Annotated in this window: 23 protein-coding genes and 2 tRNA genes; 21 read left to right on the forward strand and 4 right to left on the reverse strand. The window is 49.0% G+C overall.

Annotated elements, in window-relative coordinates:
* Positions 1-120 precede the first annotated feature (120 nt).
* From CIL02_RS11010 to CIL02_RS11040, 7 genes are all read left to right on the forward strand, one after another.
* Positions 121-1,056 (forward strand): aldo/keto reductase, encoded by a 936-nt coding sequence (locus CIL02_RS11010; RefSeq protein WP_094401691.1) that lies wholly within the window; start codon positions 121-123, stop codon positions 1,054-1,056.
* Positions 1,041-1,937 (forward strand): amidohydrolase family protein, encoded by an 897-nt coding sequence (locus CIL02_RS11015; RefSeq protein ID WP_094401693.1) that lies wholly within the window; start codon positions 1,041-1,043, stop codon positions 1,935-1,937. Before CIL02_RS11010 ends, CIL02_RS11015 begins: the two co-directional genes overlap by 16 nt.
* Positions 1,938-1,943: 6 nt before the next feature.
* A complete protein-coding gene (locus tag CIL02_RS11020; protein WP_094401695.1) occupies positions 1,944-2,975 on the forward strand; it encodes a zinc-binding alcohol dehydrogenase family protein in 1,032 nt (343 codons plus the stop codon).
* 35 nt (positions 2,976-3,010) lie between these two features.
* Positions 3,011-5,308 (forward strand): TIM-barrel domain-containing protein, encoded by a 2,298-nt coding sequence (locus CIL02_RS11025; protein WP_094401696.1) that lies wholly within the window; start codon positions 3,011-3,013, stop codon positions 5,306-5,308.
* Between the two features lie 17 nt (positions 5,309-5,325).
* Positions 5,326-7,194: a glycoside hydrolase family 97 protein gene (locus CIL02_RS11030; RefSeq protein ID WP_094401698.1), complete on the forward strand. Its 1,869-nt coding sequence runs from the start codon at positions 5,326-5,328 to the stop codon at positions 7,192-7,194.
* A 99-nt stretch (positions 7,195-7,293) separates the two neighbouring features.
* Positions 7,294-7,638, forward strand: a complete 345-nt coding sequence (locus CIL02_RS11035) for an L-rhamnose mutarotase (protein WP_094401699.1) — start codon at positions 7,294-7,296, stop codon at positions 7,636-7,638.
* 26 nt (positions 7,639-7,664) lie between these two features.
* Positions 7,665-9,431, forward strand: coding sequence for an alpha-L-fucosidase (locus CIL02_RS11040; protein WP_206073491.1), 1,767 nt, complete (start codon positions 7,665-7,667; stop codon positions 9,429-9,431).
* A 114-nt stretch (positions 9,432-9,545) separates the two neighbouring features.
* On the opposite strand, the gene CIL02_RS11045 is transcribed toward CIL02_RS11040, so the two are convergent.
* Positions 9,546-9,929, reverse strand: a complete 384-nt coding sequence (locus CIL02_RS11045) for a hypothetical protein (RefSeq protein WP_141210213.1) — start codon at positions 9,927-9,929, stop codon at positions 9,546-9,548.
* Between the two features lie 313 nt (positions 9,930-10,242).
* Between CIL02_RS11045 and CIL02_RS11050 the strand changes: the two genes are divergently transcribed.
* Both CIL02_RS11050 and CIL02_RS11055 read left to right on the forward strand, forming a co-directional pair.
* Positions 10,243-10,626 (forward strand): hypothetical protein, encoded by a 384-nt coding sequence (locus CIL02_RS11050; RefSeq protein WP_094401704.1) that lies wholly within the window; start codon positions 10,243-10,245, stop codon positions 10,624-10,626.
* Between the two features lie 162 nt (positions 10,627-10,788).
* Entirely contained in the window at positions 10,789-11,844 is a 1,056-nt protein-coding gene (locus tag CIL02_RS11055) for a phosphotransferase enzyme family protein (protein ID WP_094401706.1), read from the forward strand.
* Positions 11,845-11,943: 99 nt separating this feature from the next.
* Here the strand turns inward: CIL02_RS11055 and thrC are convergent, their stop codons facing one another.
* The 3 genes from thrC to thrA are packed head-to-tail and all read right to left on the reverse strand — an operon-like array spanning position 11,944 to position 16,985.
* Positions 11,944-13,245: a threonine synthase gene (gene thrC / locus CIL02_RS11060; RefSeq protein WP_094401708.1), complete on the reverse strand. Its 1,302-nt coding sequence runs from the start codon at positions 13,243-13,245 to the stop codon at positions 11,944-11,946.
* A 50-nt stretch (positions 13,246-13,295) separates the two neighbouring features.
* Complete coding sequence (locus CIL02_RS11065) at positions 13,296-14,534, reverse strand: cofactor-independent phosphoglycerate mutase (protein WP_094401709.1); 1,239 nt, start codon at positions 14,532-14,534, stop codon at positions 13,296-13,298.
* Positions 14,535-14,549: 15 nt separating this feature from the next.
* Positions 14,550-16,985, reverse strand: a complete 2,436-nt coding sequence (gene thrA, locus CIL02_RS11070) for a bifunctional aspartate kinase/homoserine dehydrogenase I (protein WP_094401744.1) — start codon at positions 16,983-16,985, stop codon at positions 14,550-14,552.
* A 195-nt stretch (positions 16,986-17,180) separates the two neighbouring features.
* On the opposite strand from thrA, the gene CIL02_RS11075 reads away from it, so the two are divergent.
* From CIL02_RS11075 to CIL02_RS11130, 12 genes are all read left to right on the forward strand, one after another.
* The gene (locus CIL02_RS11075) at positions 17,181-18,368 is read left to right on the forward strand and encodes a S9 family peptidase (RefSeq protein ID WP_240513651.1); all 1,188 of its coding nucleotides are present in this window, start codon (positions 17,181-17,183) and stop codon (positions 18,366-18,368) included.
* Positions 18,369-18,386: 18 nt separating this feature from the next.
* Positions 18,387-19,955, forward strand: coding sequence for an NAD(P)/FAD-dependent oxidoreductase (locus CIL02_RS11080; RefSeq protein WP_094401711.1), 1,569 nt, complete (start codon positions 18,387-18,389; stop codon positions 19,953-19,955).
* Positions 19,956-20,366: 411 nt separating this feature from the next.
* Positions 20,367-20,630, forward strand: a complete 264-nt coding sequence (gene rpmB / locus CIL02_RS11085; RefSeq protein WP_021990395.1) for a 50S ribosomal protein L28 — start codon at positions 20,367-20,369, stop codon at positions 20,628-20,630.
* Positions 20,631-20,635: 5 nt separating this feature from the next.
* A complete protein-coding gene (gene rpmG / locus CIL02_RS11090; protein WP_094401713.1) occupies positions 20,636-20,824 on the forward strand; it encodes a 50S ribosomal protein L33 in 189 nt (62 codons plus the stop codon).
* A gap of 19 nt (positions 20,825-20,843) precedes the next feature.
* Positions 20,844-21,002 (forward strand): DUF4295 domain-containing protein, encoded by a 159-nt coding sequence (locus tag CIL02_RS11095; RefSeq protein WP_082722910.1) that lies wholly within the window; start codon positions 20,844-20,846, stop codon positions 21,000-21,002.
* 208 nt (positions 21,003-21,210) lie between these two features.
* The gene (locus CIL02_RS11100) at positions 21,211-21,519 is read left to right on the forward strand and encodes a T9SS type A sorting domain-containing protein (protein WP_094401714.1); all 309 of its coding nucleotides are present in this window, start codon (positions 21,211-21,213) and stop codon (positions 21,517-21,519) included.
* A gap of 19 nt (positions 21,520-21,538) precedes the next feature.
* Positions 21,539-23,104 (forward strand): L,D-transpeptidase family protein, encoded by a 1,566-nt coding sequence (locus tag CIL02_RS11105; protein WP_371589378.1) that lies wholly within the window; start codon positions 21,539-21,541, stop codon positions 23,102-23,104.
* A gap of 3 nt (positions 23,105-23,107) precedes the next feature.
* Positions 23,108-23,659 carry an RNA polymerase sigma factor gene (locus CIL02_RS11110; protein WP_240513652.1) on the forward strand — a complete coding sequence of 184 codons (552 nt, stop codon included), beginning with the start codon at positions 23,108-23,110 and terminating at the stop codon, positions 23,657-23,659.
* A 72-nt stretch (positions 23,660-23,731) separates the two neighbouring features.
* Positions 23,732-24,115 (forward strand): hypothetical protein, encoded by a 384-nt coding sequence (locus CIL02_RS11115; protein WP_094401719.1) that lies wholly within the window; start codon positions 23,732-23,734, stop codon positions 24,113-24,115.
* A 16-nt stretch (positions 24,116-24,131) separates the two neighbouring features.
* A complete protein-coding gene (locus tag CIL02_RS11120; protein WP_094401721.1) occupies positions 24,132-24,581 on the forward strand; it encodes a hypothetical protein in 450 nt (149 codons plus the stop codon).
* A 150-nt stretch (positions 24,582-24,731) separates the two neighbouring features.
* A tRNA-Ser gene (locus tag CIL02_RS11125) sits at positions 24,732-24,822 on the forward strand.
* A gap of 18 nt (positions 24,823-24,840) precedes the next feature.
* A tRNA-Glu gene (locus tag CIL02_RS11130) sits at positions 24,841-24,915 on the forward strand.
* Positions 24,916-25,556: the final 641 nt, after the last annotated feature.

The following is a 25,556-nucleotide window of genomic DNA, read 5'->3' on the forward strand; positions in this document are numbered from 1 at the left end:
ATATTTAATTATAATAACTATTCGATTTTCTACAATAGAATGTCTTTTTTTTCTTATAATAGTTAACCTTCTTCTTGATAATTTTGCCTCACAATTATCTGAGAATTAAAAACTTTATATATGCAATACAATGAAATAGGAAAGACGGGAATGAAAGTCTCCAACCTAGGGTTTGGAGCCTCGTCGTTGGGTGGAGTATTCCATGGAATTCGTGAGGATGAGGCTATTCAGGCTGTTCATACGGCTGTGGATGGCGGTATTAATTTTATTGATGTGTCACCATATTACGGTCATCTCAAGGCTGAGACTGTTTTGGGAAAGGCGCTTAAGGACATCAAGCGCGACAGCTACGTGCTTTCCACCAAGGTGGGACGTTATGGCAAGGACGGAGTGAACTATTGGGATTACTCGGCCAAGCGTGCCAAGGAAAGCGTGTATGAGAGCATGGAGAGATTGAATGTGGATTTTATCGATCTCATCAATGTTCACGACGTGGAGTTTGCCAATTTGCAGCAAGTGGTGGATGAGACGCTGCCTGCTCTTGTCGAATTGCGCAAGGAGGGCGTCGTAGGACATGTCGGTATCACCGACCTTCAGCCCGAAAACCTCAAATGGGTGATTGAGCACAGTGAGGAGGGTACGGTGGAGAGTATTCTTAATTTCTGCCACTATTGTCTGAACGACAACTTGTTGACCGAATACTTCGACTTCTTCGAGAAGCGTGGTATTGGAGTTATCAACGCCTCTCCATTCTCTATGGGATTGCTCTCGATGCGCGGAGCTCCCGACTGGCATCCTGCCACCGAAGCATTGCGCGAGGCTTGTGCCAAGGCTGCACGTTATTGCGATGAACAAGGTTATCCCATCGACAAACTCGCCATTCAATATTCCACATCCTGCAATGACCATATTGCTACGACTCTCTTCAGTAGTGCCAATCCGAAGAACGTGCTGAAAAACATTGATTATGTAAACGAACCGATTGATTTGCAGTTTGTAGATAAGGTGAAGGAAATAATCGGCGACCAAATGGGTGTGAGATGGAAGAATTCATAATTGATGCACATTCGCATTTATGGCTGCGACAAGACACAATGGTCGATGGTCAGGCGATAAGGACATTGGACAAGAACGGCTCAAGGTCGATGTTCTTTGGTGAGGAGCGACAGATGTTGCCGCCCTTTATGATCGACGGACGGAATACGGCCGAGGTATTCCTAAGCAACATGGATTATGCACAAGTGTCGGCGGCGGTGGTAGTGCAGGAGGTGATTGATGGTTGCCAGAACGACTATCTCACTCAGGTGCAGCGCCAGTGGCCCGACAGATTTTTCTGTATGGGTATGTGTAATACGGAGGAAGATGCCGTAAAACTGAAGACTGCCGGACTAAAGGGCATTGCCATTCCCGGTCATCGCATATCGACACCTCTTCACGACATGTTGCCGATGTTCAAGTATATGGAACGCGAGGGTATGGTGTTGTCGATATGTCTGGGTGAGGATGAGAGACAGATTGCCGAGATGGGAGAGATTATCGAGGAATGTCCTAACTTGAAAGTAGCGATAGGTCATTTCGGAATGGTCACCACAACAGCATTTGAGAGTCAGGTCAAACTCGCTCTTCGTGGCAATAACGTGATGATTGAGTCGGGTGGAATAACATGGCTCTACAATAATGAGTTCTATCCATTCCCCTCAGCCGTGAAGAGTATCAATCTCGCAGCCGATTGGGTGGGGTTCGACAGGTTGATGTGGGGAAGTGACTATCCACGCACCATCACTGCCATCACTTACCGCATGTCATACGATTTCATCTTGAAGTCGGGCGAAATGAGAGATGCTGACAAAATCGCCTTTCTTGGTGGTAATGCAAAAAGATTCTACGGTTTCCCAAATCTTGTGGAATTACCTTATATTAAAAATATGAGTGAATAAAATACAATGAAAGCAATACAGATAACAGAGGAGCGCAAGATGTCGCTCGTGGAAATAGATAATGTGAATGAACTGAAGCCCGGAGAGGTGCTTCTTAAAATGGAGTATGTAGGATTCTGTGGTTCTGACCTCAGTACATTCCTCGGTAAGAACCCTATGGTGAAGATGCCAGTGATTCCTGGGCATGAGGTGGGCGCTACCATTGTGAAGGTGGGCAGCGAAGTACCTGAAGGACTCAAACCGGGTATGACCGTAACTCTAAATCCATATACTAACTGCAACAAGTGTGCCTCTTGTCGCAACGGACGGCCGAATGCTTGCAAGGATAATCAGACACTCGGGGTGCAGCGTGACGGTGCTATGCGTGAATATCTCGTGATGCCTTGGGAAAAGGTTATTCCTGCGGGACTGCTCACTCCCCGCACTTGTGCTCTCGTTGAACCGATGAGTGTCGGTTTCCATGCCGTTTCGAGAGCACAAGTGACGGACATCGACGTGGTTTTGGTCATCGGATGTGGTATGGTGGGAATGGGAGCCATCGTGCGCTCAGTGCTCCGTGGTGCAACTGTTGTTGCTGCCGACATCGACGACAACAAACTCGCCTTGGCACGCCGCGTTGGCGCTTCATACACCATCAATAGTAAGACAGAGGATGTGCATGCCCGACTGTTGGAGATGACAGGCGGATTCGGTCCCGACGTGGTGATAGAGGCAGTGGGCAGTGCTCCTACCTATCAGATGGCTGTTGACGAGGTGGCATTCACTGGTCGCGTTATCTGTATAGGCTATGCCAAGACTGATGTGTCGTTCCAAACGAAATTCTTCGTGCAAAAGGAACTCGACATTCGTGGTTCACGCAATGCAATGCCTTCCGACTTCCGTGCTGTCATCCACTATCTTGAGCGAGGCACCTGTCCTGTGGATGAGTTTATCAGTATGGAGTGCTCGCCCGAGGAAGCCCCTCAGGCTATGGAGAAGTGGGTAGAAGCACCAGGGAAGGTGTTCCGTATCTTGGTTAAAAATTTGGTGAAAAGGTGATGAAATATAAACATGTTTGAAATGAAATTGCAAATATGAAAAGAATATACTTAATCTTGGTGGCAATGATCATATCCATTATTGCCATCGCACAGGTTAGTTCCACTAAAGTTAAGGTGGAATTTATTACTCCAAAAATTGTCAGAGTGCAGTGGTCGGCTGATGGTTCGTTGCCCGGCAACAACACCGGTGTGTGTGTATATGAGAGACAGAAGGTGAAATCGGAGGAGATTGTCGTGAAGAACGAGGGCGGTTGCATCTCGTTTATCGATAGAAAGACCGGCAAGACACTCTTGAGGGATGTGGGCAGGGAGTCAGAACCAGTAGTGCAGGAACGCATCGTTTATGACGATGCCACTGCCCGCATGGAGGAAACCGCCAACGGCAAGGTGACGGTGAAGGACATCATACGTCGCGACACTATCGGTGAGAGCACACGCTACATATCGCATTTCTCGTGTCCCGACACCAAGGCTTTGTATGGACTCGGTGCCCATATGGAGGATTATATGAATCTTGTGGGAAAGACTATGTGGCTCACTCAGCACAATCTAAAGGTGATGATACCAGTGCTGATGTCTCCACAAGGCTACGGTTTGCTTTTCGATGCCGGATGTGCCATGAAATATTCGTCAGACGGCAAGGGCTTTACAATGCAGATGGAGGCAGCAAAACAAATTGACTACTATTTTATTAAGGGTGACAGGATGGAGGATATTGTCGAGGGGTATCGTTATCTGACGGGCAGAGTGCAACTGCTTCCGCTCTATGCCTTCGGATATATCCAGTCGAAGGAGCGTTATGTCTCTTCTGACGACCTCATCAATACCCTGAGGGAATATCGCCGTCGCCATGTGCCTGTGGATATGATTGTGCAGGACTGGAACTATTGGCCTGAGGGTTGGGGATATATGAAGATGAACCGCAAGTATTATCCCGACCCAAAGGCTCTTGCCGACTCCATACATGCCATGAATGCCCGACTGATGGTGAGCATCTGGCCCAATCCGCAGTATTGTCCCGAGGAAAAGGATTTCCGCAAACGAGGATTTATGCTCGAACACTCGGTGTATGATGCCTTCAATGCAGATGCCCGCCGCCACTACTGGAAATATGCCAACGACGAGTTCTTCTCAAATGGCTTTGATGCTTGGTGGTGTGATAGTAGTGAACCCCTCGACGGCGACTGGAACAAAATACCTGAATCAATAGGCGATAAGCCATACGGATGGAACGACCATAAGCGCCGCTGGCAGCTCAACAAGGATATACTCAGCGATGCCTTAGGGGCAGAGCGAAGCAGTCTTTATTCACTCTATCACTCGATGGGATTATATGAAAACCAACGTGCCACGACCGATGTAAAGCGTGTGCTTAACCTCACACGAAGCAGCTATGCAGGTCAGCAGAGATATGCCACTGTGGTGTGGAATGGTGATACTCATGCTTCGTGGGAGTCATATCGCCAACAGATACCGGCAGGTCTGAACTATATGGCTACGGGCAATCCTTATTGGACCGTTGACGTTGGGTCTTTCTTCGTCAAAAACGACGGACGCAGATGGTTCTATACCGGTGAGTTCCAAGATGGTGTGAAGGATGAGGCTTATCGTGAATACTATACCCGTATGTTCCAATGGGCCACGTTCCTGCCTATGCTCCGCAGTCATGGTTCCGACACTCCACGCGAGATATGGCGCTTTGGCGAGGTGGAAACTCCTTATTACGATGCCATCCTGAAGATGATCAACCTGCGTTACACGCTTCTACCTTATATATATAGTATGGCGGCGGCACAGTATTTCTCAGGCTACACCATGGCGCGCCCACTTGCCTTTGATTATCCCGACGATGATGTTGTCTATGACCTCAAGGACGAGTATCTCTTTGGCAATATCCTCGTATGTCCTGTCACTCGTCCACTTGCTGAGGCAAAGAGCCGAAAGGTTTATCTGCCCAAAGGCAACCGATGGTATGACTTTTGGACAAATGAGTCATACGACGGAGGGCAGTGGATAGAGGTGGCTGTAACAATCGACCGTTTGCCTCTATATGTCAAGGCTGGTAGCATTATCCCAACATCTGATGTGGTAGAATATTCTGCAGCCCAAGCCGATAAGCCTATCACCCTGAATGTCTATCCCGGTGCCGACACCTCGTTCTCGCTCTATCAGGACTCTGGCGACGGCTATGCCTTTGAGCAAGGCGACTACTCCATCATCAAGTTCGAGTGGAACGACAGTAAGCAGCGGTTGAAGACAATAGCGGAGAAGAAATCAAAGAAACATCGTCGAAAGATAAATGTGAATATAATAAACACACAGAGGCACTGATATTAAGACATATAATTATGAAGATTATTACTACGATTTTGGCAATGGCTATGACATCCATTGCTTCTGCACAAGTCATTTCGCCCAATGGTAAGGTGGAATGGCGAGAAAAAGGTAAAGGTTTTGCTGTGGTGTATCACGATGACAACAACGAGTGTGAAGTATTAGACATTACCAATGTGGGTATGCTCATGAAGGATGGAGGTGGAAAGGAACTGACACTTAAGGCGAAGATGCCTACGAAGACGATAAAGGATTCCTATACGATGATAGGAGGAAAGCGCCACGAGTGCTCCAATGAGGCAAACGAGGTGACTTACTTTTATATTGATAATATCGGAAGACAGCAACAACTCATTGTCAGGGCTTATAACGATGGTGTTGCTTTCCGCTATGTTTTCGACGCTCTACAACACACTCGCCCCACAGAGGAACTGACCACTTATCGTATCACTGAAGGTAGGAAGCGATGGATGCAGAAATGGACAGAACCATACGAGGCGTTCTTCCCTCTATCCACCACTGGAGAGAGCGAAAACAAGCGTTGGGGCTATCCTGCATTGCTTCAACCATCCGACAAGGTCTTTGCACTTATTACCGAGGCTGGAATTGAAAGATACAATAGCGCGTCGTCGCTCTACAACGACCGCAACAAGGAGGAATTTCGTGTGGTGATGGACGAGAATCTGCAGAACACCACAGGCAAATGGCGTTCTCCCTACAGGGTTGTTATAGTTGGAGAACTGAAAGATGTGGTGTCTTCCACGCTCGTTACTGATGTCAGTGAACCTTGCCGCATAGAGGACACTTCGTGGATTAAACCAGGTTCTGTTTCGTGGATATATTGGGCATACAACCATGGCTCCAATGACTATCAAATATTAAGGCAATATGTTGACATGGCAGTGGAGATGCGCTGGCCTTACGTACTCATTGATGCGGAATGGGACGAGATGAAGAACGGCGGACACATAGAGGATGCCATACGTTATGCTCATGAAAAAGGAATCAAACCCATACTGTGGTATAACTCTTCCACGGCATGGTTAAAGGCTTGGGGCGCACCAGGACCGCATGAGCGACTCAATGCTCCCGAAAACCGTGAGCGTGAGTTTGCATGGCTTGAGAAGATGGGTGTGGCAGGAGTGAAGATCGACTTCTTTGCAGGCGACAAACAAGAGACGATGGAATATTGTATCGACCTTCTCGAATGTGCCGCACGTCATCATCTGATGGTCAACTTCCACGGCGCGACAATTCCAAGAGGCTGGCAACGCACATATCCCAATCTTGTAAGTGTAGAGGCTGTATATGGAGCGGAGTGGTATAATAATAACGCCACCCTCACTCCGAAGGCTGCTGCCCACAATGCCACGTTGCCATTCACACGCAATGTGATTGGACCGATGGACTATACTCCCTGCACCTTCTCCGACTCGCAGCATAAGCATATCACTACCCATGCTCACGAACTCGCACTGCCTGTGCTCTTTGAGTCGCCGTTGCTGCATTGGGCTGACAAACCGGAAAGCTATCTCGTGCAGCCCAAGGAGGTGAAGGACTTTATGTCGGCATTGCCCACCATATGGGACGAAACCCGACTGCTCGGAGGTTATCCCGGCGAATGGGTTGTCATTGCACGCCGCCAAGGCAACACATGGTACGTTGCAGGCATCAATGGAAAAGACAGCTCGCAGACTCTATCCTTCGATGCGTCTTTCCTTCCAAAAGGCAAATACACCCTTTTCACTGATAAACCAGGTTACAAAGGAGAACTGCCTGCCAACAATCCAACCCCTTGGAGCATAAGGAAGGGGAAAGGAAGAATCCCTGAAAAGATTATCTGCCAGCCAAGAGGCGGATTCGTGTTTGTGTGCCGTAATTAACTCGTATCTAAGAATAATTTGCCGATGAATTTGCCATAGTCGGCGGGCATCGCATCGGTATCAACTTGTCAACTCGTCAACTTGTCAACTTAAATAACTATGAGCAAAAGATATTGTCAGACATTAGAACTGAAGAATGACCCCGAACTCATTAAGAAGTATGTGGAGGCTCACGACCGTGAGCACCACTGGAGCGAGATTCGAGAGGGCATCCGTAGTGTTGGTATCGAGGAAATGGAGATATACATCCTCGGCAACCGATTGTTTATGATCGTCGAGACACCCGACGACTTCAATTGGGATGAGGCCATGACGCGCCTTGCCACTTTGCCCCGACAGGCGGAGTGGGAGGCTTACGTCACCCAGTTTCAAGGCTGCGACGCCAATGCCACAAGCGATGAGAAATGGCAGATGATGGAGCGGATGTTCCATCTGTATGATTAAAAATTTAATAAACAATATTGAGTATTATGAATAAAGTATTAATAACATTTATGATGGCATGTGTTTGCCAGGCAGGCCATGTCATGGCGCAACAGAACGATGATGTGTTGCCCAAACAATTACCTCCAATTCCCGACGTACCAGCCAAACAAGCTGTCAACTCAGTTAAGATGGCAGACTCAAACACGTTTATGGAGGTGAATATCGGCCTTCCTATCACTGACGGTCCGTTCAAACCTAACTGGGAGTCAATAGAGAAAAACTATCCTGGAACACCACAATGGTTGCGCGACTCAAAGTTCGGCATCTGGGTGCATTTCGGACCGCAATCAGCCGGAGAGAGTGGCGACTGGTATGCACGCAACTTATACAAGGAGGAGCATCATGCCTACAAAAACCACCTCAAGCGTTACGGACATCCATCGGAGGTGGGATATAAGGATGTGCTGCGCACATGGAATCCCACAAAGCTTGACCCGGAGCGCCTTACTGCCCTTTATCAAAAAGCAGGAGCACGCTTCCTTATGATACAGGGTGTTCATCACGACAACTACGACCTTTGGAACTCGCGCTATCAACCATGGAACTCGGTGAATATCGGTCCGAAGCGTGACTTGCTGCGCGAGTGGGTGGATGCGTGCCACAAGCATAACATGCGCTATGGAGTGACCTTCCATCATGAATATACATGGTGGTGGTGGCAAACCGCTTTTGGCAGTGACAAGAGTGGCGACAAGGCTGGAGTACCCTACGACGGCAACCTTACTCTCGCCGATGGCAAGGGCAAGTGGTGGGAAGGCTACGATCCAAGAATGCTCTATGGCATTGACCTCAGAGAGTATGAGACTGTGGAGAAGAACGCTCACAGCGGATGGTCGCCTGCCAAGGCAGGTATCTTCTGGCGTCATCTCGATTATGCCAAATGGTTTGCCACACAATGGGCACTGCGCATGATGGACGTCACTGCCAACTATGACCCGGACTTCATCTATACCGATGGTACCGTACAAGGTCCCTTCACTGGTGATGGCACTGGCACAGGATTCAAATGCAATGCCATGCAGACCGTGATGGCCGACTATTACAACCGCTGCCTCAAAAAACGTGGTGAGGTAAACACATTCAGCATCATCAAGTTCCGCCGTCCTACTAATGGTGCGGTGAACACAGCGGAATTCAACTTCCCCGATACCATCAATGCTTCACAGCCTTGGATACGCGAAGCTCCCGTAGGCGATTGGTTCTATGCCCCTGACTTTACCTACGATGCCTCTTCGATGATTCGTTTTATTATCGAAGCCATATGTCGCGATGGCAATGCTTGTCTGAACATCTGTATGAAGCCAGATGGGAGTATCGAGGATGCTTGTGTCACCATGCTTGAGGAAGTGGGCAAATGGATGTCGCTCAATGGCGAGGCTGTATATGGCAGCAAGGCATGGACAACTCTTGGTGAGGGTGAGATGGTGGATGGCAAACTTAAGTGCTTGCCTGGCGGCAGACTTGGGAAAAAGCATGCCGAATTTAAGTTCGACTCACAGGACATTCGTTTCACGGTAGGCAAGAATGGTGCGCTCTATGCCTTCACCATGAATATTCCAGAAGAAGGTCAGTCCGTTACTATCCATTCCATGGCAAAAGGCTCAAAGTATCTTGGAGGCAAGATAATAAAGTCGGTGTCGCTGCTCGGCTACAAGGGAAAGCTACGCTGGAAACAAACCGCCGATGGCCTTGTTGTCACTTATCCTAAAGGAGTCAAGCTGAAGACATCTGCAGTATTGAAGATTTCATAACATTATCCCGAGATTTATTTTGTTGTTTGGTGGATTTAATACCATATAATTCCCCCAAACAACAACTTTTTTATTATCATTTCCTCAGTTGGCTGAATTCGTTTTCTCATTTGGCTATTCCCTTTTCAGTGAGTACAATGGGTTGTTGTCTGAGGAATATGCTAGCCAATGGGGCATTGAGAACCAGCCTCCCACTCCTGCGTTATCTTCTCCCACCAATGCGTAGATATGGTCGCTAACGATAGTACATGCAGGGTTGGCAGTAAATCGGTCGGTGAATATCGGGTTCTGTCCTTTCACTCTGGAATTGCCCGTTCCGGCAATGTGTATGTTTCTCAATTCACCCTTCCTTACCTGGAGCGAGTTGGGGAAACTGCCTGGGAATCCATGTCCTATTACCCATCTCGTCACGTTGTAAGGCAGGCAATATCCGGGATAGGTTACTGATGTGCGTTCCTCACTTCCCGACGACAGTTCCTTGACATCAAGTGGCATCACCGAAGTGTCTGGTCGATAATAGGTGACAGCATGGAGTCAAATTGCTCCATGATTGAAAAAATGCCTCCAAAAGGTGTGAGTTTTTCTGATTTTATTTGTACCTTTGCCATGTCTTGTTACGATTTATGCTTGTTTTGAATTGCAACACTAAGATAAGTGAAAAATCTGACATGACAAAATCCTGGGGCGCTCGGCTTTGCCGCTTGCCACAAGCAAGAGCTTTTTGTTGCTCAGGAACTTATAAACAAAGTTAAAATCAAAGTGTTGCGGAATTTAGGGAGAATACTTCTGACGTTAAAACGAAACAACAATTATGGGAAGAACAAAATTTTCGCAACATGAGATTGATATCATCGCCATGCTCCTAAGGCGAAAGTCTGCTGGGACTCGCTTCCAGCAGAAAGCTATAAGGCATCAGCTGCGCGTAAACTTCGAGTTCAATATCTCCGACTTCAACGAGCCTGGCAAAGCGTTTGGTGACGAGGAGCTTCGGCAGGCTATCAGGCGCGGGGCCATACAGATACTTGATGATGCCACCATTGCCGCTATGAAGGAGAAACGGGCCAGGGACAAGGCTCGCGACGAGGCAGCAAGGGAACAGGAGGCACTTAATAATGGAGCAACTGATTGGAAGGAGGCTATGAAGGAGTGGGAAGCATGGAAAGCTGCTGATGATGGTGGCAAGGACCAAACATGAACAGCTCATGTACATAACTCTTTTCTCTTATCTCAAACCTTTTACTCATATTTATAATTCTATTAAGGTGGGTTCTATCACTTTCTTCACCTTGGACCCACTGACCAAGTGGCAGTAAGTGATAGAACCCACCTTGAACTTTAACCTTCTAAAACTACTATTATGACAGAGAAAGAACTTAAATCTATTGCTGAAAACTTCGAAATGGAAGGTGTTGTCCTTTCGGTGCTTCCTCTTGGCAACGGGCTAATCAACGATACTTACATTGTAAGAACGGCAGGTCATGACACAGACTATGTCCTACAACGCATCAACAATAGCATCTTCAAGAATGTCGACCTATTGCAGCATAATGTTATGACCGTCACAAACCATATCAGAAAGAAACTCGCCTCACAAGGTGTTACCGACCTTGACCGCCGGGTTTTGCGCTTTGTCACAACACGTGACGGAAACAGTTATTATATCGATATGAGCGGAAGGTTCTGGAGAATGTCGGTTTTTATAGCTGGTGCACATACCTACGATGCCGTTACTCCTGAATATGCCTATTGCGCAGGCAAGGCGTTCGGCAATTTCGAGGCTATGCTTGTAGACCTTGATGAACCGTTGGGCGAGACAATCCCAGACTTCCATAACATGGAACTGCGCATGAGCCAGTTGCGTGAGGCTGTGGCAGCTGATGCCTGCGGAAGGTTGTCAGAGGTGCGCGACATGATAGCCACCATCGAGGCTAATGCCTATGAGATGTGCAAGGCCGAGCGCATGGGGCGTGAGGGATTACTTCCCAAACGTGTTTGCCATTGCGACACCAAGGTCAATAACATGATGTTTGATGACGATGGCAATGTACTGTGTGTCATAGACCTTGATACCGTAATGCCAAGCTTTGTATTCTCTGACTATGGCGATTTCCTGCGCACTGCCTCGAATGCCGTAGCTGAGGATTGTCCTGATATCAGCAAGGTGGAATTCCGCCGTGATATATATGAGGCTTTTACTAAGGGCTACCTGGAGTCTGCTGATTGCTTCCTCACCCCTACGGAAAGGGAAAACCTGCCCTATGCGGTAGCACTCTTCCCGTTCATGCAATGTGTGCGTTTTCTGACGGACTACATCAATGGCGATTCATATTACAAGATAAAGTACCCTACCCACAACCTCGACCGGGCACGCAACCAGCTGGCTTTCTTCGAGAAGGTGAAGGAACTGAAATGACATGTGCCCAGTCAAGGGCAAAAGCTAATAAAAAGCAGTAGGACATGCCTGATGCGTGTCCTACTGCTTATATCATTCCTTGCGTTCTGTAATTATCATTTATCTGCTCAAGAGGAACTCTTTGAAGTCGCTGAATTGTGCGGACATCGGTACGGAGAGCTTCTTCCCCTTCATAAACTCGGCAAGACGCTCTGGTATCTGCACGTCTGCTTGCAGTATGCTGTCCACCTTCTCCTTGAACTTTGCGGGATGAGCAGTCTCCAGGAATACTCCTGTCTCACCCTCATGCAGCAAGTCCTTAAGAGCCTGATAACCGCATGCACCATGCGGGTCGAGTACATATCCCGTAGTGGCATGGCATTGTCTCATGGTCTGGGCAATCTGCTCGTCAGAGTATGTCGCTCCGCTAATCTCTGCCGATATGTCAGCATGACAGCCCTTGTATAGGTCGATAATCCTTGCAAAGTTGCTTGGGTCACCAACGTCCATGGCGTTTGCAAGTGTCTGGATGCTTGGCTTGGGCTCGTATTTCCCGCTCTGCAGATAGTTGTAGAATATGTCGTTGGCATTATTGGCGGCTATAAATCGCTTTACAGGCAGACCCATCCTCTTGCCGAAGAGTCCTGCCGTGATATTTCCGAAGTTGCCGCTCGGCACACAAATCACCATGTTGTCGCCCTTGCCGAGTCTCTTCATCTGGGCATAGGCGTTGAAGTAGTAGAATGCCTGAGGAAGGAAGCGTGCCACGTTGATGGAGTTGGCTGAGGTGAGGTTCATGTGTGCGTTGAGTTCGCCGTCCATGAAAGCACTCTTCACCAAGGCCTGGCAGTCGTCAAATACTCCATCAACCTCTATGGCGGTTATATTCTTGCCGAGAGTAGTGAACTGGCTCTCCTGAATGTTGCTCACTTTCCCCTTTGGATAGAGGACATATACATGTATGCCTTCCACTCCCAGGAAACCGTTGGCTACGGCAGAGCCTGTGTCACCGGATGTTGCCACGAGCACGTTGACCTGCTTCTTGCCTTCCTTGCGGATGAAGTACTGCAACAGCCTTGCCATGAATCGCGCGCCTACATCCTTGAATGCCAGCGTAGGTCCGTGGAACAGCTCAAGCGAGTATATATTCTCTTCCACCTTTACGGCTGGTGTGTCGAAAGCCAGCGTGTCGCAAACTATGTCGTTAAGAGCCTTTTCCTCAACATCCTCACCAAAGAAAGCCTGTGCCACGTGGCAAGCCATCTCCTGGAATGACATCTTGTCTATTTCCTCAAAGAAACTGCCGGACAGGGACTTTATCCGTTCAGGCATGTACAGACCTCTGTCGGGTGCGAGACCTCTTACAACGGCCTCCTCAAGGGTGGCAAGTGGTGCCTTGCCGTTTGTGCTGTAATATTTCATATCTGCTTTGTTGTTTCGTTTTGTCGGGGGATTATTGTGTCAGTCCCGCTTTAGTAATTCATAAACTCGTCCATGAACTCGTTAAGACGCAGCAAACCATAGCTTCCCTGTACGCATGCCACTTCGTCGAATGTCTGTGTGCCGTCTGGCTCTATTCCCTTGTGCCATATCAGGAACGGTACAGGCTCGTCTACATGAGTCCTAATCTCTACTGGAGTGGGGTGGTCTGGAAGAACGGCTATGCATACAGGCTCATCCCATGCTGCCACAGCTTCATATACAGGTTTAACAATCCTGCTGTCGAGATATTCGATGGTCTTTATCTTCAGTTCCAGGTCTCCGTCATGTCCGGCCTCGTCGCTTGCCTCAAGATGGAGGAATACGAAATCGTCCTTTGCCAGGGCTTCTATGGCAGCCTGTGCCTTGCCTTCATAATTGGTGTCGGCAAGTCCTGTTGCTCCGTCTACGATAATGTTGTGCAGTCCGGCATAGTGGCCAATGCCCCTTATAAGGTCGACAGCCGAAATCACGTCACCGCTCTTTACCTGCGGATAGAGGTCCATGATGGTTTTCATGGACGGCCTGTAGCCTCCGCTCCATGGCCATATACTGTTGGCCTTGCCATGGCGTTGCTGGTTTAGCGGATGGCTTGATAGTATGGCCTGTGATTTGATAATCAGCTCGTTGATGAGGTCTGCCGTCTGCTGCGGCGTCATCCTGCCAGTCTCGCTGTCATCGCCTGTAGGGTCATAGCCTGGTTCTGGCTTTACGAGCAGAGGCTCCCATAATTCGTTGGGATGGTCGTGTGGCGGAGCGCAAACTATGTGCTTGCTTGCCCCTTTAATTATTAAAAGGTGCCGGTACTGTATGCCTGTTATGAATTTCACCCTGTCGTTGCCCAGCCCGGCATCGAGAGCCTTTATCAGCTCGTCGCCTTGCTCGGTAGTCAGGTGTCCGCCGTGATGGTTCTTTATCCTTCCGTCCTCTATCTCTATGATGTTGCATCTTATCGCCATGTCCTCGGGAGCCATCTCGTAGCCTATGCTCGCTGCCTCAAGCGGGCCTCGGCCTTCATAGACCTTGTTGAGGTCGTAACCCAGAATAGCCGTGTTGGCAACCTCGCTGCCAGGCATGAATCCTGCCGGTATGGTGTGCAGGCGTCCTGTTTTTCCCTCTCTTGCGAGCATGTCCATGTATGGTGTGTGGGCATATTGCATTGGGGTCTTGCCTCCGAGTCTTTCCACAGCATGGTCTGCCATGCCGTCGCCAAGTATTATAATGTGTTTCATGTTGTTGTCCAGTAATCAGATGTTGGCAATTGACATAATGTTTGCAAACACACCGGCGGCCGTTACGCTGGCTCCTGCTCCGTAGCCCTGTATCTGCATGGGGTATTCCTTGTATCTCTCCGTGGTCAGCAGCACAATGTTGTTGCTTCCCTCCAGGTTGTAGAACGGGTGGTTCCGGTCAACGGCCTTTAGCGATACGTTTGCCTTGCCTCCCTCCATCGTAGCCACAAACCTCCATCTCTTTCCTTCCTGTTCCAGCTTCTGCCTCTTGTTTTCGAAGTCTTCGTCAAGCGTGGGCAGCTTCTGCCAGAAGGAGTCGAGCGAGCCCTCAAAGAAGCCATTTGGTATGAAGAGGTTTTTCTCTACGTCCTCCTGCTCAATCTTATATCCGGCCTCGCGGGTAAGGATTACAAGTTTCCTTATCACATCCGTTCCGCTGAGGTCTATGCGTGGGTCTGGCTCACTGTAGCCTTGCTCCTTGGCCCTTCTGACGGTTTCGGAGAATGGCACGTCGGCTGCAATCTCGTTGAAGATGAAGTTGAGCGTGCCGCTGAGTACAGCCTCAATCTTCAGTATCTTGTCACCAGAGTTGCACAGGTCGTTGATGGTTCCGATAATGGGCAATCCCGCACCAACATTTGTCTCGAAGCGGAATTTCACGCCTCTCATCATGGCTGTAGTCTTCAGTCTGATGTAGTTGCTGTATTTAGACGAGGCTGCAATCTTGTTGGCTGCTATGACGCTGATGTTTCGCTCAAGGAAGCTTTGGTATAGCTGTGCGATGTCTGCCGATGCCGTACAGTCTACGAATACCGAATTGAATATGTTCATTCTTATGATGGCATCGCGCAATTTCTCTGGCGAGCTTGGCTCAGAGGCCTTTAGCTGTTCCTGATAGTTGTCCAAGTCTATGCCGTCGCGGCTGAAGATGGCATTGTGCGAGCTTGCTATGCCGACAACGTTGAGCTTCAGGCGTGAATGTTCCTTCAATTCCTCATACTGAGAGCGTATCTGCTCTATGAGCTTTCCGCCAACCGTTCCGACTCCACAGATGAAGAGGTTCAGCACCTTGTATTCTGACAGGAAGAACGAGTCGTGCAGCACGTTGAGCGATTTGCGCAGGTAGCGTCCGTCCACAACAAATGATATGTTTGTCTCTGATGCTCCCTGTGCGCAGGCGATAACGCTTATGCCGCTTCGTCCCAGCGTGCCGAAGAGCTTTCCGGCAATACCGGGGGTATGCTTCATGTTCTCACCTACGATGGCTATGGTGGCGAGTCCACTTTCGGCGTGCATGGGGAACATGGCCCCAGTCTCTATCTCTTTGGCGAACTCGTTGTTGAGTACCGCCACTGCCTTGTCGGCATCCTGGTCGCGGACACCAATTGATGTGGAGTTCTCGGAAGAGGCCTGCGACACCAGGAACACGCTTATGCCTCTGTCGGCAAGAGCGGTGAAGATGCGGCGGTTAACACCGATAACACCGACCATCGACAATCCTGTTACCGTGATGAGGGTGGTGCCGCTAATGCTCGATATACCCTTTATGGGCTTCTGGTTGTTCTCTATCTTGTTCTTTATGATGGTTCCGGATGCCTCGGGGTTGAAAGTGTTCTTCACCCTTATTGGTATGTTCTTCACACATACGGGGTAGATGGTTGGAGGGTAGATGACCTTGGCTCCGAAGTTGCAAAGCTCCATAGCCTCTATGTAGCTCAGCTCGTTGATGGTGTAGGCTGTCTTTATAACCTTCGGGTCAGCGGTCATGAAGCCGTCAACGTCTGTCCATATCTCCAGAATGTCTGCGTTGAGAGCTGCTGCAATGATGGCAGCCGTATAGTCGCTACCGCCTCTTCCGAGATTGGTGGTCTCCTCCGAGTCTCTGTCGCGTGAGATAAAGCCGGGAACGAGCGAGATGCGTGGAAGGTCGGTGAATGTCCTTACAACCAATTCGTTGGTAAGTTCGGCATCCAGTACGTGCTTGCCGTTTTTGTCTACGGTCTTTATGAACTCCTGCGAGTCAAACCATTTGGCTCCCCTGATGAGGGTTGCCACAATGAGTGAGCTCAGGCGCTCACCATAGCTGACGATGGCGTCCTGGGTCTTCTCTGAGAGATCATGTATCAGGAATACTCCGAAGTAGATGCTGCGCAATTGCTCCAGCAGGGCGTCTACTTTATTAAATAGGTCTTCGCGGGCTTTGGTGTCTGTGATGATGGTATCTATCATCTTGTGGTGGCGGCTTACCATGGCGTCGAACTCTTCCTTCCAAGCCTCGTCACCCTTTAGTGCGAGCTGGGATGTGGCAAGCAGCTTGTCCGTTATGCCCCCGAGGGCACTTACTACAATTACTACAGGTTGTTTCTTGGCCTCGTTCTCTACAATTTGCTTAAGGCTCAGAATACTCTTTACGGAACCTACAGATGTTCCTCCGAATTTTAATACTTTCATTGTTGTTTTTGTCTGTTTGTTAATGCTCCCCATCCCCAGAACAAATGGGGTCATGGCAGAACTTGGGCGCAAAAATACAAAGAATTATTTTCACGACCAACGTTTTTTCGTAGAATTTGTGTAATTTTGTAGCAATATTCGCCCTTGTACTTACATTATACAATTTTGAGTAGGCGATTTAATCATGGTAGAACTATGCGTAATATGTTTGCAAACATCACATTCCTGCGTATGCGGAGACGGCTGTTGACACTTGCTCTTGCAGCTCTTGTCTCTTGCGCTATGGCTCAGAAACGTAGCGCCTGCGAGTATCGCATGGAGATACCTGTATATATTGATTCCATACAGGCCTCTCTACGCTATCCGTTGGCATGGACGGCAGTAAAGGGGGACGTCGGTTTCGATGACTGGCGCAGCAAGGCACGGGCCAAAGTCTTCGAGTGCATGGGACCGCAGCCTCCTGCTCCAGACGGATGGAATGTGAGGGTTTTGGCCGAGGAGCAGAGAATAGGCTACAAGGCAAGTAAGATAGAGCTGAGCCTCAGCAGGTGGTATCGCGTGACGGCGTATATGCTTGTGCCCGACGGAAAGGGACCATGGCCTGCGGTGAACCTCCTTCACGACCATGGGGCTCATTTGTTTATTGGCAAGGAGAAGATGATACGGCCCATCGCTGAGACTAACGACGTTGTGGAGGATGCGGAGAAATGGGTTCAGAACCTTTATGGAGGACAATATCTCGGAGACTTCCTTGCCAGCCATGGATATGTGGTCTTTTCTGCCGATGCTCCCCTTTGGGGAGAGAGGGGTAGGGCGGAAGGCGTCGACCGCAGCAAGTATGACATCATAGCAGGAAACATGATGATGCTCGGACAGAATCTATGTGCCTATATGCACTATGACGACATTCGCACAACGGAATTCCTTGCCTCCATGCCCAGCGTCGACTCCACGCGCATAGCTGCCGCAGGCTGCTCGATGGGGGCATACAGGGCATGGATGTTGTCGGCCTTGTCCGACAGGGTGAGGTGTGCGGCTTCCGTATGCTGGATGACGACTACGGCTGGCCAGCTGACGACACGCTATGGCAGGAAGGAGAATGGAGGCTTCGCTAACTGTATTCCCTCACTGAGGCGTTATCTCGACTATCCCGACATCGCCTCCCTGGCTGCGCCCAAGCCCGCCCTCTTCATAGCAGGCTCAACGGACAAGCTCTTTCCAGTGCCAGAAGTCAACAAGGCATATTCCGTCATGCGTAAGGTCTGGGAGGATGCCTCGGCATCTGACAGGCTCGTGACAGTGGTGGAGGCTCAGCCCCACGAGTGCAATCTCTCCAACCAAGCCGCCATCCTCGATTTCCTAAACAGATACCTGAAAAGATAGTGTTTATAGAATAATAACATGACCAACGAATACCAACTTCGACTACTGCCACATCAGGCTTCGTCCGAGCAATCCATTGCTGAGTATGTGGCTAAGGACAAAGGACTTGACGTCCGAACCATCACCGCCGTGCGCGTCCTCAAGAAGAGCATCGACGCGCGCCAGCGTACTATATATATTAATGTAAAGGCGAGAGTATATATCAACGAGCTGCCGCAGGATGATGTATATGCTCATACCGACTATCCTGACGTGACAGGCCGTCCGCAGGCTGTTGTCGTTGGAGCCGGACCGGGAGGACTCTTTGCTGCCCTAAAGCTCATAGAGATGAATGTACGCCCTGTTGTTGTTGAGAGAGGAAAAAATGTCCACGACCGCAAACGTGACTTGGCGAATATCACAAAGACACAGAAAGTAGACCCCGAGAGCAATTATTGCTTTGGCGAGGGTGGGGCAGGGGCTTACTCTGACGGCAAGCTCTACACGCGCAGCAAGAAGCGCGGTCCCATTGACAAGATATTGAATGTCTTCTGCCAGCATGGCGCTTCGGTATCTATTCTTTCTGATGCCCATCCGCATATTGGTACAGACAAGTTGCCAGCCGTAATAGAGAACATGCGCAATACTATAATAAGGTGTGGCGGAGAGGTGCATTTCCAGACAAAGATGACTGCCCTCGTGGCAGATGGGGATAAAGTGGTGGGCATAGAGGCAACAGACATGCTTACTGGACAGACGAGGACGTTCCGCGGTCCTGTAATCCTGGCTACGGGCCATAGCGCAAGAGACGTATACCGCAGCCTTGCTGCAGACGGAGTGGAACTGGAGCCTAAGGGAATAGCCGTTGGCGTGAGGCTTGAGCATCCGGCTCAGCTCATTGACCAGATACAATATCACAACCGGGAGGGACGAGGACGATATCTTCCTGCCGCAGAATACTCCTTTGTCACTCAGGTCGAGGGACGCGGAGTCTATTCCTTCTGCATGTGCCCCGGAGGCTTTGTCATTCCTGCAGCAACAGGCCCGTCACAGATAGTTGTCAACGGTATGAGTCCTGCCAACCGCGGGACCCGATGGAGCAACTCAGGAATGGTTGTCGAGGTAAGGACTGATGATGTGCCGGGCGATGATGTCCTGCGCATGATGGACTATCAGGAAGAACTCGAGCGGCTCTGCTGGCAGCAGGGCAATATGTCACAGAAAGCTCCTGCCCAGCGTATGGCTGATTTTGTAAATGGCCGCCTGAGCTACGACCTGCCGGCCTGCAGCTATGCTCCGGGTGTCATCTCCAGTCCCCTTCATTTCTGGATGCCAAAGCCCATAGCGTCAAGGCTGCAACAGGGATTCCGTGATTTTGGCCGCCGCAGCCATGGTTTCCTCACCAATGAGGCCATGCTCATAGCTGTTGAGACCCGTACGTCAAGTCCTGTACGTATAGTCCGCGATGGCGACACGCTCCAGCATGTTCGCCTACAGGGACTCTTCCCGTGCGGCGAGGGAGCTGGATATGCCGGTGGAATAGTCTCAGCAGGAGTCGATGGCGAGAGGTGTGCGGAGAGATGTGCGCAATATATAGCCGCTCGGTAAATAACGATACATGTTATTCGGTAAATAACGATACATGTTATTCGGTAAATAACGATACATGTTATATAGAAGCGAATCACGTAGGCAGCACGCGCTGTAAGCGCAAAAAGCGCATAGCCCAGGGTAGAGCGTAGCGGCACCCTGGGTGTAAGGGATAATGTTCCATGCGCGCTGTAAGCGCAAAAGCGTTATCTGTCCTGCTGTTATCTACGCTTTTGCGCTTACAGCGCGGAATTATTGAGAAGCCGTAAATCTAATTGTTGGGTAGTCACCACAATAGGGAAAAACAATAAAATTCCTTAAAAGGTTGATTTCTTTGGCAAATTCTTTTGCTGGTTCGGGAAATATTTGTAATTTTGCACCCTGTTTGGAATAAGTATCAAAAAACGAAAACAAAATTTAATCATAGCAATGTCTAAGATTTGTCAGATTACAGGCAAGAAGGCACAGATTGGTTGTAATGTGTCTCACTCAAAGCATCGCACAAAGCGTTCCTTTGACGTTAACCTTTTCAGCAAGAAATTCTACTATGTAGAAGAGGAATGCTGGATTTCCCTCAAGATCAGCGCAGCTGGTCTCCGTCTTATTAATAAAGTTGGACTTGACGCAGCTCTTAAGCAGGCCGTTGCCAAGGGCTATTGCGATTGGAAGGACATTAAAGTTATAGGAGATTAATCACGATGGCAAAGAAAGCTAAGGGCAATAGGGTACAGGTCATTCTTGAGTGTACTGAGATGAAGAATAGCGGTGTAGCTGGCACAAGCCGTTACATCACTACCAAGAACCGCAAGAATACTCCAGAGCGTCTTGAGTTGAAGAAGTATAACCCAATCCTGAAGAAGATGACTCTTCACAAGGAGATTAAGTAATTATAGGAGATAATATCATATGGCAAAAAAAGCGGTCGCTACCCTCCACGAAGGTTCTATGGACGGACGCGCATACACCAAGGTTATCAAGATGGTTAAGAGCCCGAAGACTGGTGCCTACGTTTTCGATGAGCGTATGGTTCCTAACGAGGCTGTTAAGGATTTCTTCAAGAAATAATTCTTTTCTATCTATACATGAGCCGCATGTCATTCTTTGGCATGCGGTTTTTTATGTTGTCTGTGGTATTCATGGTATGCGGATTTGGAAGTAGTGGGGAACTGTTTTGGTTAAACTATCTTAAACACCGAAAAAACATCTTTCTTATGCAGGATGATGTGAAACAAAATTTCTATCTTTGCAATAATAATAACGACTTGTGAAGCTTATGATAAAAAGAATACTTTATGCCGCATTCTCAATGATGTTGCTGCTGGGCGTTCCGCAGGATGCCTGTGCAGCCAGCTCCATAGAGATTATCGACAACGATATTGCCACTATCTCCATTTCTGTCTCTGAGTCTACACTCCGCGTGACGGGTGCCTCCGGACTCATGCTCACCATCTACAACGTGGCTGGAGTTCATGTGCAGAGCTTCCGCGTGGAGGGTGCTGACAGACATTACGAGCTCAACCTGCCCAAAGGATGTTACATCGTAAAGGTGGGTAAGGTAGTGCGTAAGATTTCCATTAAGTAATTTTCATTACAGACAGACTTTGCGCCCCTTTTGTGTCCTTATGCTGCTTGTCGTGCTTCTGTTGCAGTCGTGCGGCAGGCAGGAAGCAAACTCCGGCTGTAGTTTTTCGCTCGATTATTACAAGACGTTAGGTACCGCGTCCTATCGGGTGGACTCCCGTGTTGTGAGGGAGTCGATAAGGCGTATCATTAAGTCTGACGCCGACTCCATGGTGGCAGACAAGCAAGCAAAAAGTTATTATCTTAAAGGCAACAGCTTCGTATGGATTGACAGGCTCGGTGTAGACTCCCGTGCCGATACCCTGCTTGCCTATCTCCGGACGGTGGAAGCTGATGGCCTGTCGGCAAACAGGTTTTGTGTCGGGCTCATTGAGGCCGACCTGAACAGGATGCGCACCCTTGACTTTGACTCCTGCGGTAATGACATCAACCATGTCGCAGGACGGCTGGAGTACAGGCTGACCAAGGCTTTCCTTCGCTTTGCCATGGGCAACAGGTACGGCTTTGTCAATCCCTTCGACGTATTCAATAGGCTCGACCCTAAGGATGACGACTCCGTGTACGTCAGCTATCATCAGCTTTTTGACATCAGGATGCAACTGCCGAAGAAGGGGTTTTGCAAGAGCCTTCTCAGGCTGCCTTCTGCCGACAGCCTCGGTACATTCCTTGCATCGCTAAAACCTCAGAACCCTCTTTATTATACCTTGTGCGAGCGGCTTGCCCTTCCGTCGCTTACCAGGGTACAGAGGGAGAAGATACTCGTGAATATGGAACGTTGCCGGTGGCGGCTTGATGACTATCCACACCTGCACGACCGTTACGTATTGGTGAACATACCGTCGTTCATGCTTCGTGCTGTTGATGGCGACAGTGTATTCGAGATGAAGATTGGCTGCGGAAGCCTGAAAACCAAGACTCCACTGCTGACCAGCCGTATCAAGCGCATGGACCTGAACCCGCAATGGATTATTCCGAAAAGCATCATCCGAAACGACATCGTCAGGCATGCTGGCAGCGAGAGCTATTTCAGCTCACACCGCTATTTCATCCGAGAGCGCAAGACGGGCAAGAAGATGGCGCCCGAAGACGTGTCAGCGCAGATGCTGCTCAGTGGCGACTATCTGGTTATTCAGGAGGGTGGGGCAGGCAACGCCCTGGGCCGCATCATATTCCGGTTTGACAATAATTTCTCCGTCTATCTTCACGACACTTCCTCGCCGTCTGTATTCTCGCGTGCAGACCGTGGTGTCTCACATGGGTGCGTGAGAGTTGAGCGGCCGATGGACCTGGCGCGCTATCTGCTGGCAGAGCAGGCCGACGGGATAATAGAGAAACTGTTCTATACTGTTACTGCCGATGTGTCGCCATTGGGTAAGAAGCGTGCGGAAATGACGGCCGAGCAGGCTGCTGTAGCTGATACGCTACGCAAAAATATGCTCGTCAAGAGTCTGAATGTAGAGCCGCCTGTACCTTTATACATTACTTATTATACACTTTATCCTTCGTCAGATGGCACATTGGCGGACTTGCCCGATGTCTATGGTTATGATAAGGTGATTGCGAATTATCTGAGAAACTATCTGTAGGGAATGGCAGACACCATGGATGAGGAAAAGTTGCTGAGGATGCTCTCCGACCCGAAGACCAGCCGTACGGCCTTCGCCGCGTTGGTGAACCAATATGGTCAACAGCTGTATTGGGTTATACGCCGTATGGTCCTTGACCATGAGGATGCAAATGATGTACTGCAAAATACATTCTTGAAGGCATGGGCTAACCTTGGGGATTTCCATGGTAAGGCCAAACTCTACACATGGCTCTATCGTATTGCCGTCAACGAAAGCCTCGGCCACCTGCGAAAGAAGAAAACGGCCGACAATATTGCAACTGACGACCCGGCCGATGTGGCATCCACGCTTATTGCCGATACCTATTTTGATGGTGACATGACTCAGGCAAGGCTACAGGAGGCAATAGCGCGGCTGCCGGATGTTCAGAGACAGGTGTTTGTCCTGCGATATTTCGACGAAATGAAATACAGTCAGATGAGTAAGCTGCTTGGAACGTCAGAGGGAGCCTTGAAGGCAAGCTACCACATTGCTGTCAGGAAGATAACTGATTTTTTGAAGGATGAGGATTAAACTTTTTGCATAATAATTAGTCAAATAATTAAAAGTGGTTGGTTGCAGAACCTACCATAAAAAAAGATTACTATGGATGAGAATGAGAAATGGTTAAGAAGTCACTATGGCAACGACAATCCCTTCACGGTTCCGGAGGGATATTTCGAAAGCCTGTCCGACAGTATCATGAGCATGCTGCCGGAACAGCAGACGCATGTTGTCGACATGGGCAATAATTCCTGGAAGAGGAAGATTGCCGTAGCCTTAGCCGTGGCAGCCTCTGTGGCGGTCATCATTTCCGTGTCGCTTACCGTAGGTTACCGGCATGATACCGCCAAGCTTGCTGACGGCAGCAGCAATGCCATTAGCGAGCAACAGTCGGCATACTCCGACTATACTGTTGTTGACGAGATGGCCAACTATGCCATGCTCGACAATGTGGATATGTACGCTTACGTTGCAACGAATGAATAGAACAGATTTGATAATTATGAGAAAGACAAGTATATTGACTCTAATCCTTTTCCTGTGTACAACCTTTGCGTGTGCACAGGAACGCCAGAAGTTCGACCCGAAACGCTTCGAGGCCGACCTTGAGCAGTTCATTGCTACCGAGGCCGGACTGACAGCCCAGCAGGCCGCGGCCTTCTTCCCCGTGTATAAAGAGATGCGCGATAAGCAGAGAGTGCTGTTCGGACGTATGGGACAATACAGGCATGTGGACCCCTGCGACGACGATGCCTGCGCAAAAGCCATCAGGGAACTCGATGACTGTGAAATGCAGATAAAGCAACTCCAGCACCAGTACCATCTGAGGTTCATGGAGATACTGCCTGCTACGAAAGTGCTAAAGGCCATCAGGGCAGAGGAGAGGTTCCATAGACAGGCATTCAAGGATGCGGCAGAGCATAGGAGAGGCAACCAAAAGCCTCGCAAATAGATATGACGGCAGGAATAAACCAAGAGGCAAAACACCTTTTTTGACTATTATTCCGAAAAAGTTGTGGAAATATTTGGTGAATTGGAATAAAGATATTACCTTTGCACCGCATTTGAGAACAATGGATGGCAATTCAACGACAAAGCCTATGGAAGGATGGGTGAGTGGCTGAAACCACCAGTTTGCTAAACTGACGTACGGGTTTACCGTACCGGGGGTTCGAATCCCCCTCCTTCCGCCACTTGTCTCTCAAGCTAACGGTCGGTTCATCTAACGGTTAGGATACAAGATTCTCAATCTTGGCATAAGGGTTCGATTCCCTTACCGACTACCAGAAGCTTCCCTCACAATGGGAAGCTTTTTTTATGGCTCATCAGGCATTTCTAGTGATTACCACTTATGCGGCTCAGTGGAAAAAACATGGGGATGGGACTCCTAAATGAAGGCAATGCTTTGCGTTGGCGGATGCAAAGCTTTGCGTTGGCGGATGCAAAGCTTTGCGTGGGCAGATGCAAAGCTTTGCGTGGGCAGATGCAAAGCTTTGCGATAGAGTTGAACTGAACGGGCACAGAAAAGTCTGTCCTATTCTGGATAAGATAAAAGGGGGAAAGACTCACCCTACGGGGCACTTAGCCCCCAGGAAATTTCTATTGAACCACTTATGCTTCATTGTCTGAGGAAATTACAATTGAGTGGTTGATCAATTATTGTTGTGTGGACTGTGTATATTGCATACATTGCTGATAAGGTTAATAACCTTAAGGCCGTAAGGTTAATAACCTTTCACGTGTAAGGTTATTAACCTTATCAATGGTGCAAACATATTCGTTGACTATGACATACATATTAGACTCTCCTTAAAGATAATAATATGACATCACTCAATATTTCGGATGAACCTTTTTTATTTGCCTTCACTTGTTGTCAATAAGAGCCGATTAAAGGCATATCTGCATTCGGCTGGCGAAAAATGTA

It is taken from the genome of Prevotella sp. P3-122, from assembly GCF_002251365.1.
In the GTDB taxonomy this organism is placed as follows: Bacteria; Bacteroidota; Bacteroidia; order Bacteroidales; family Bacteroidaceae; genus Prevotella.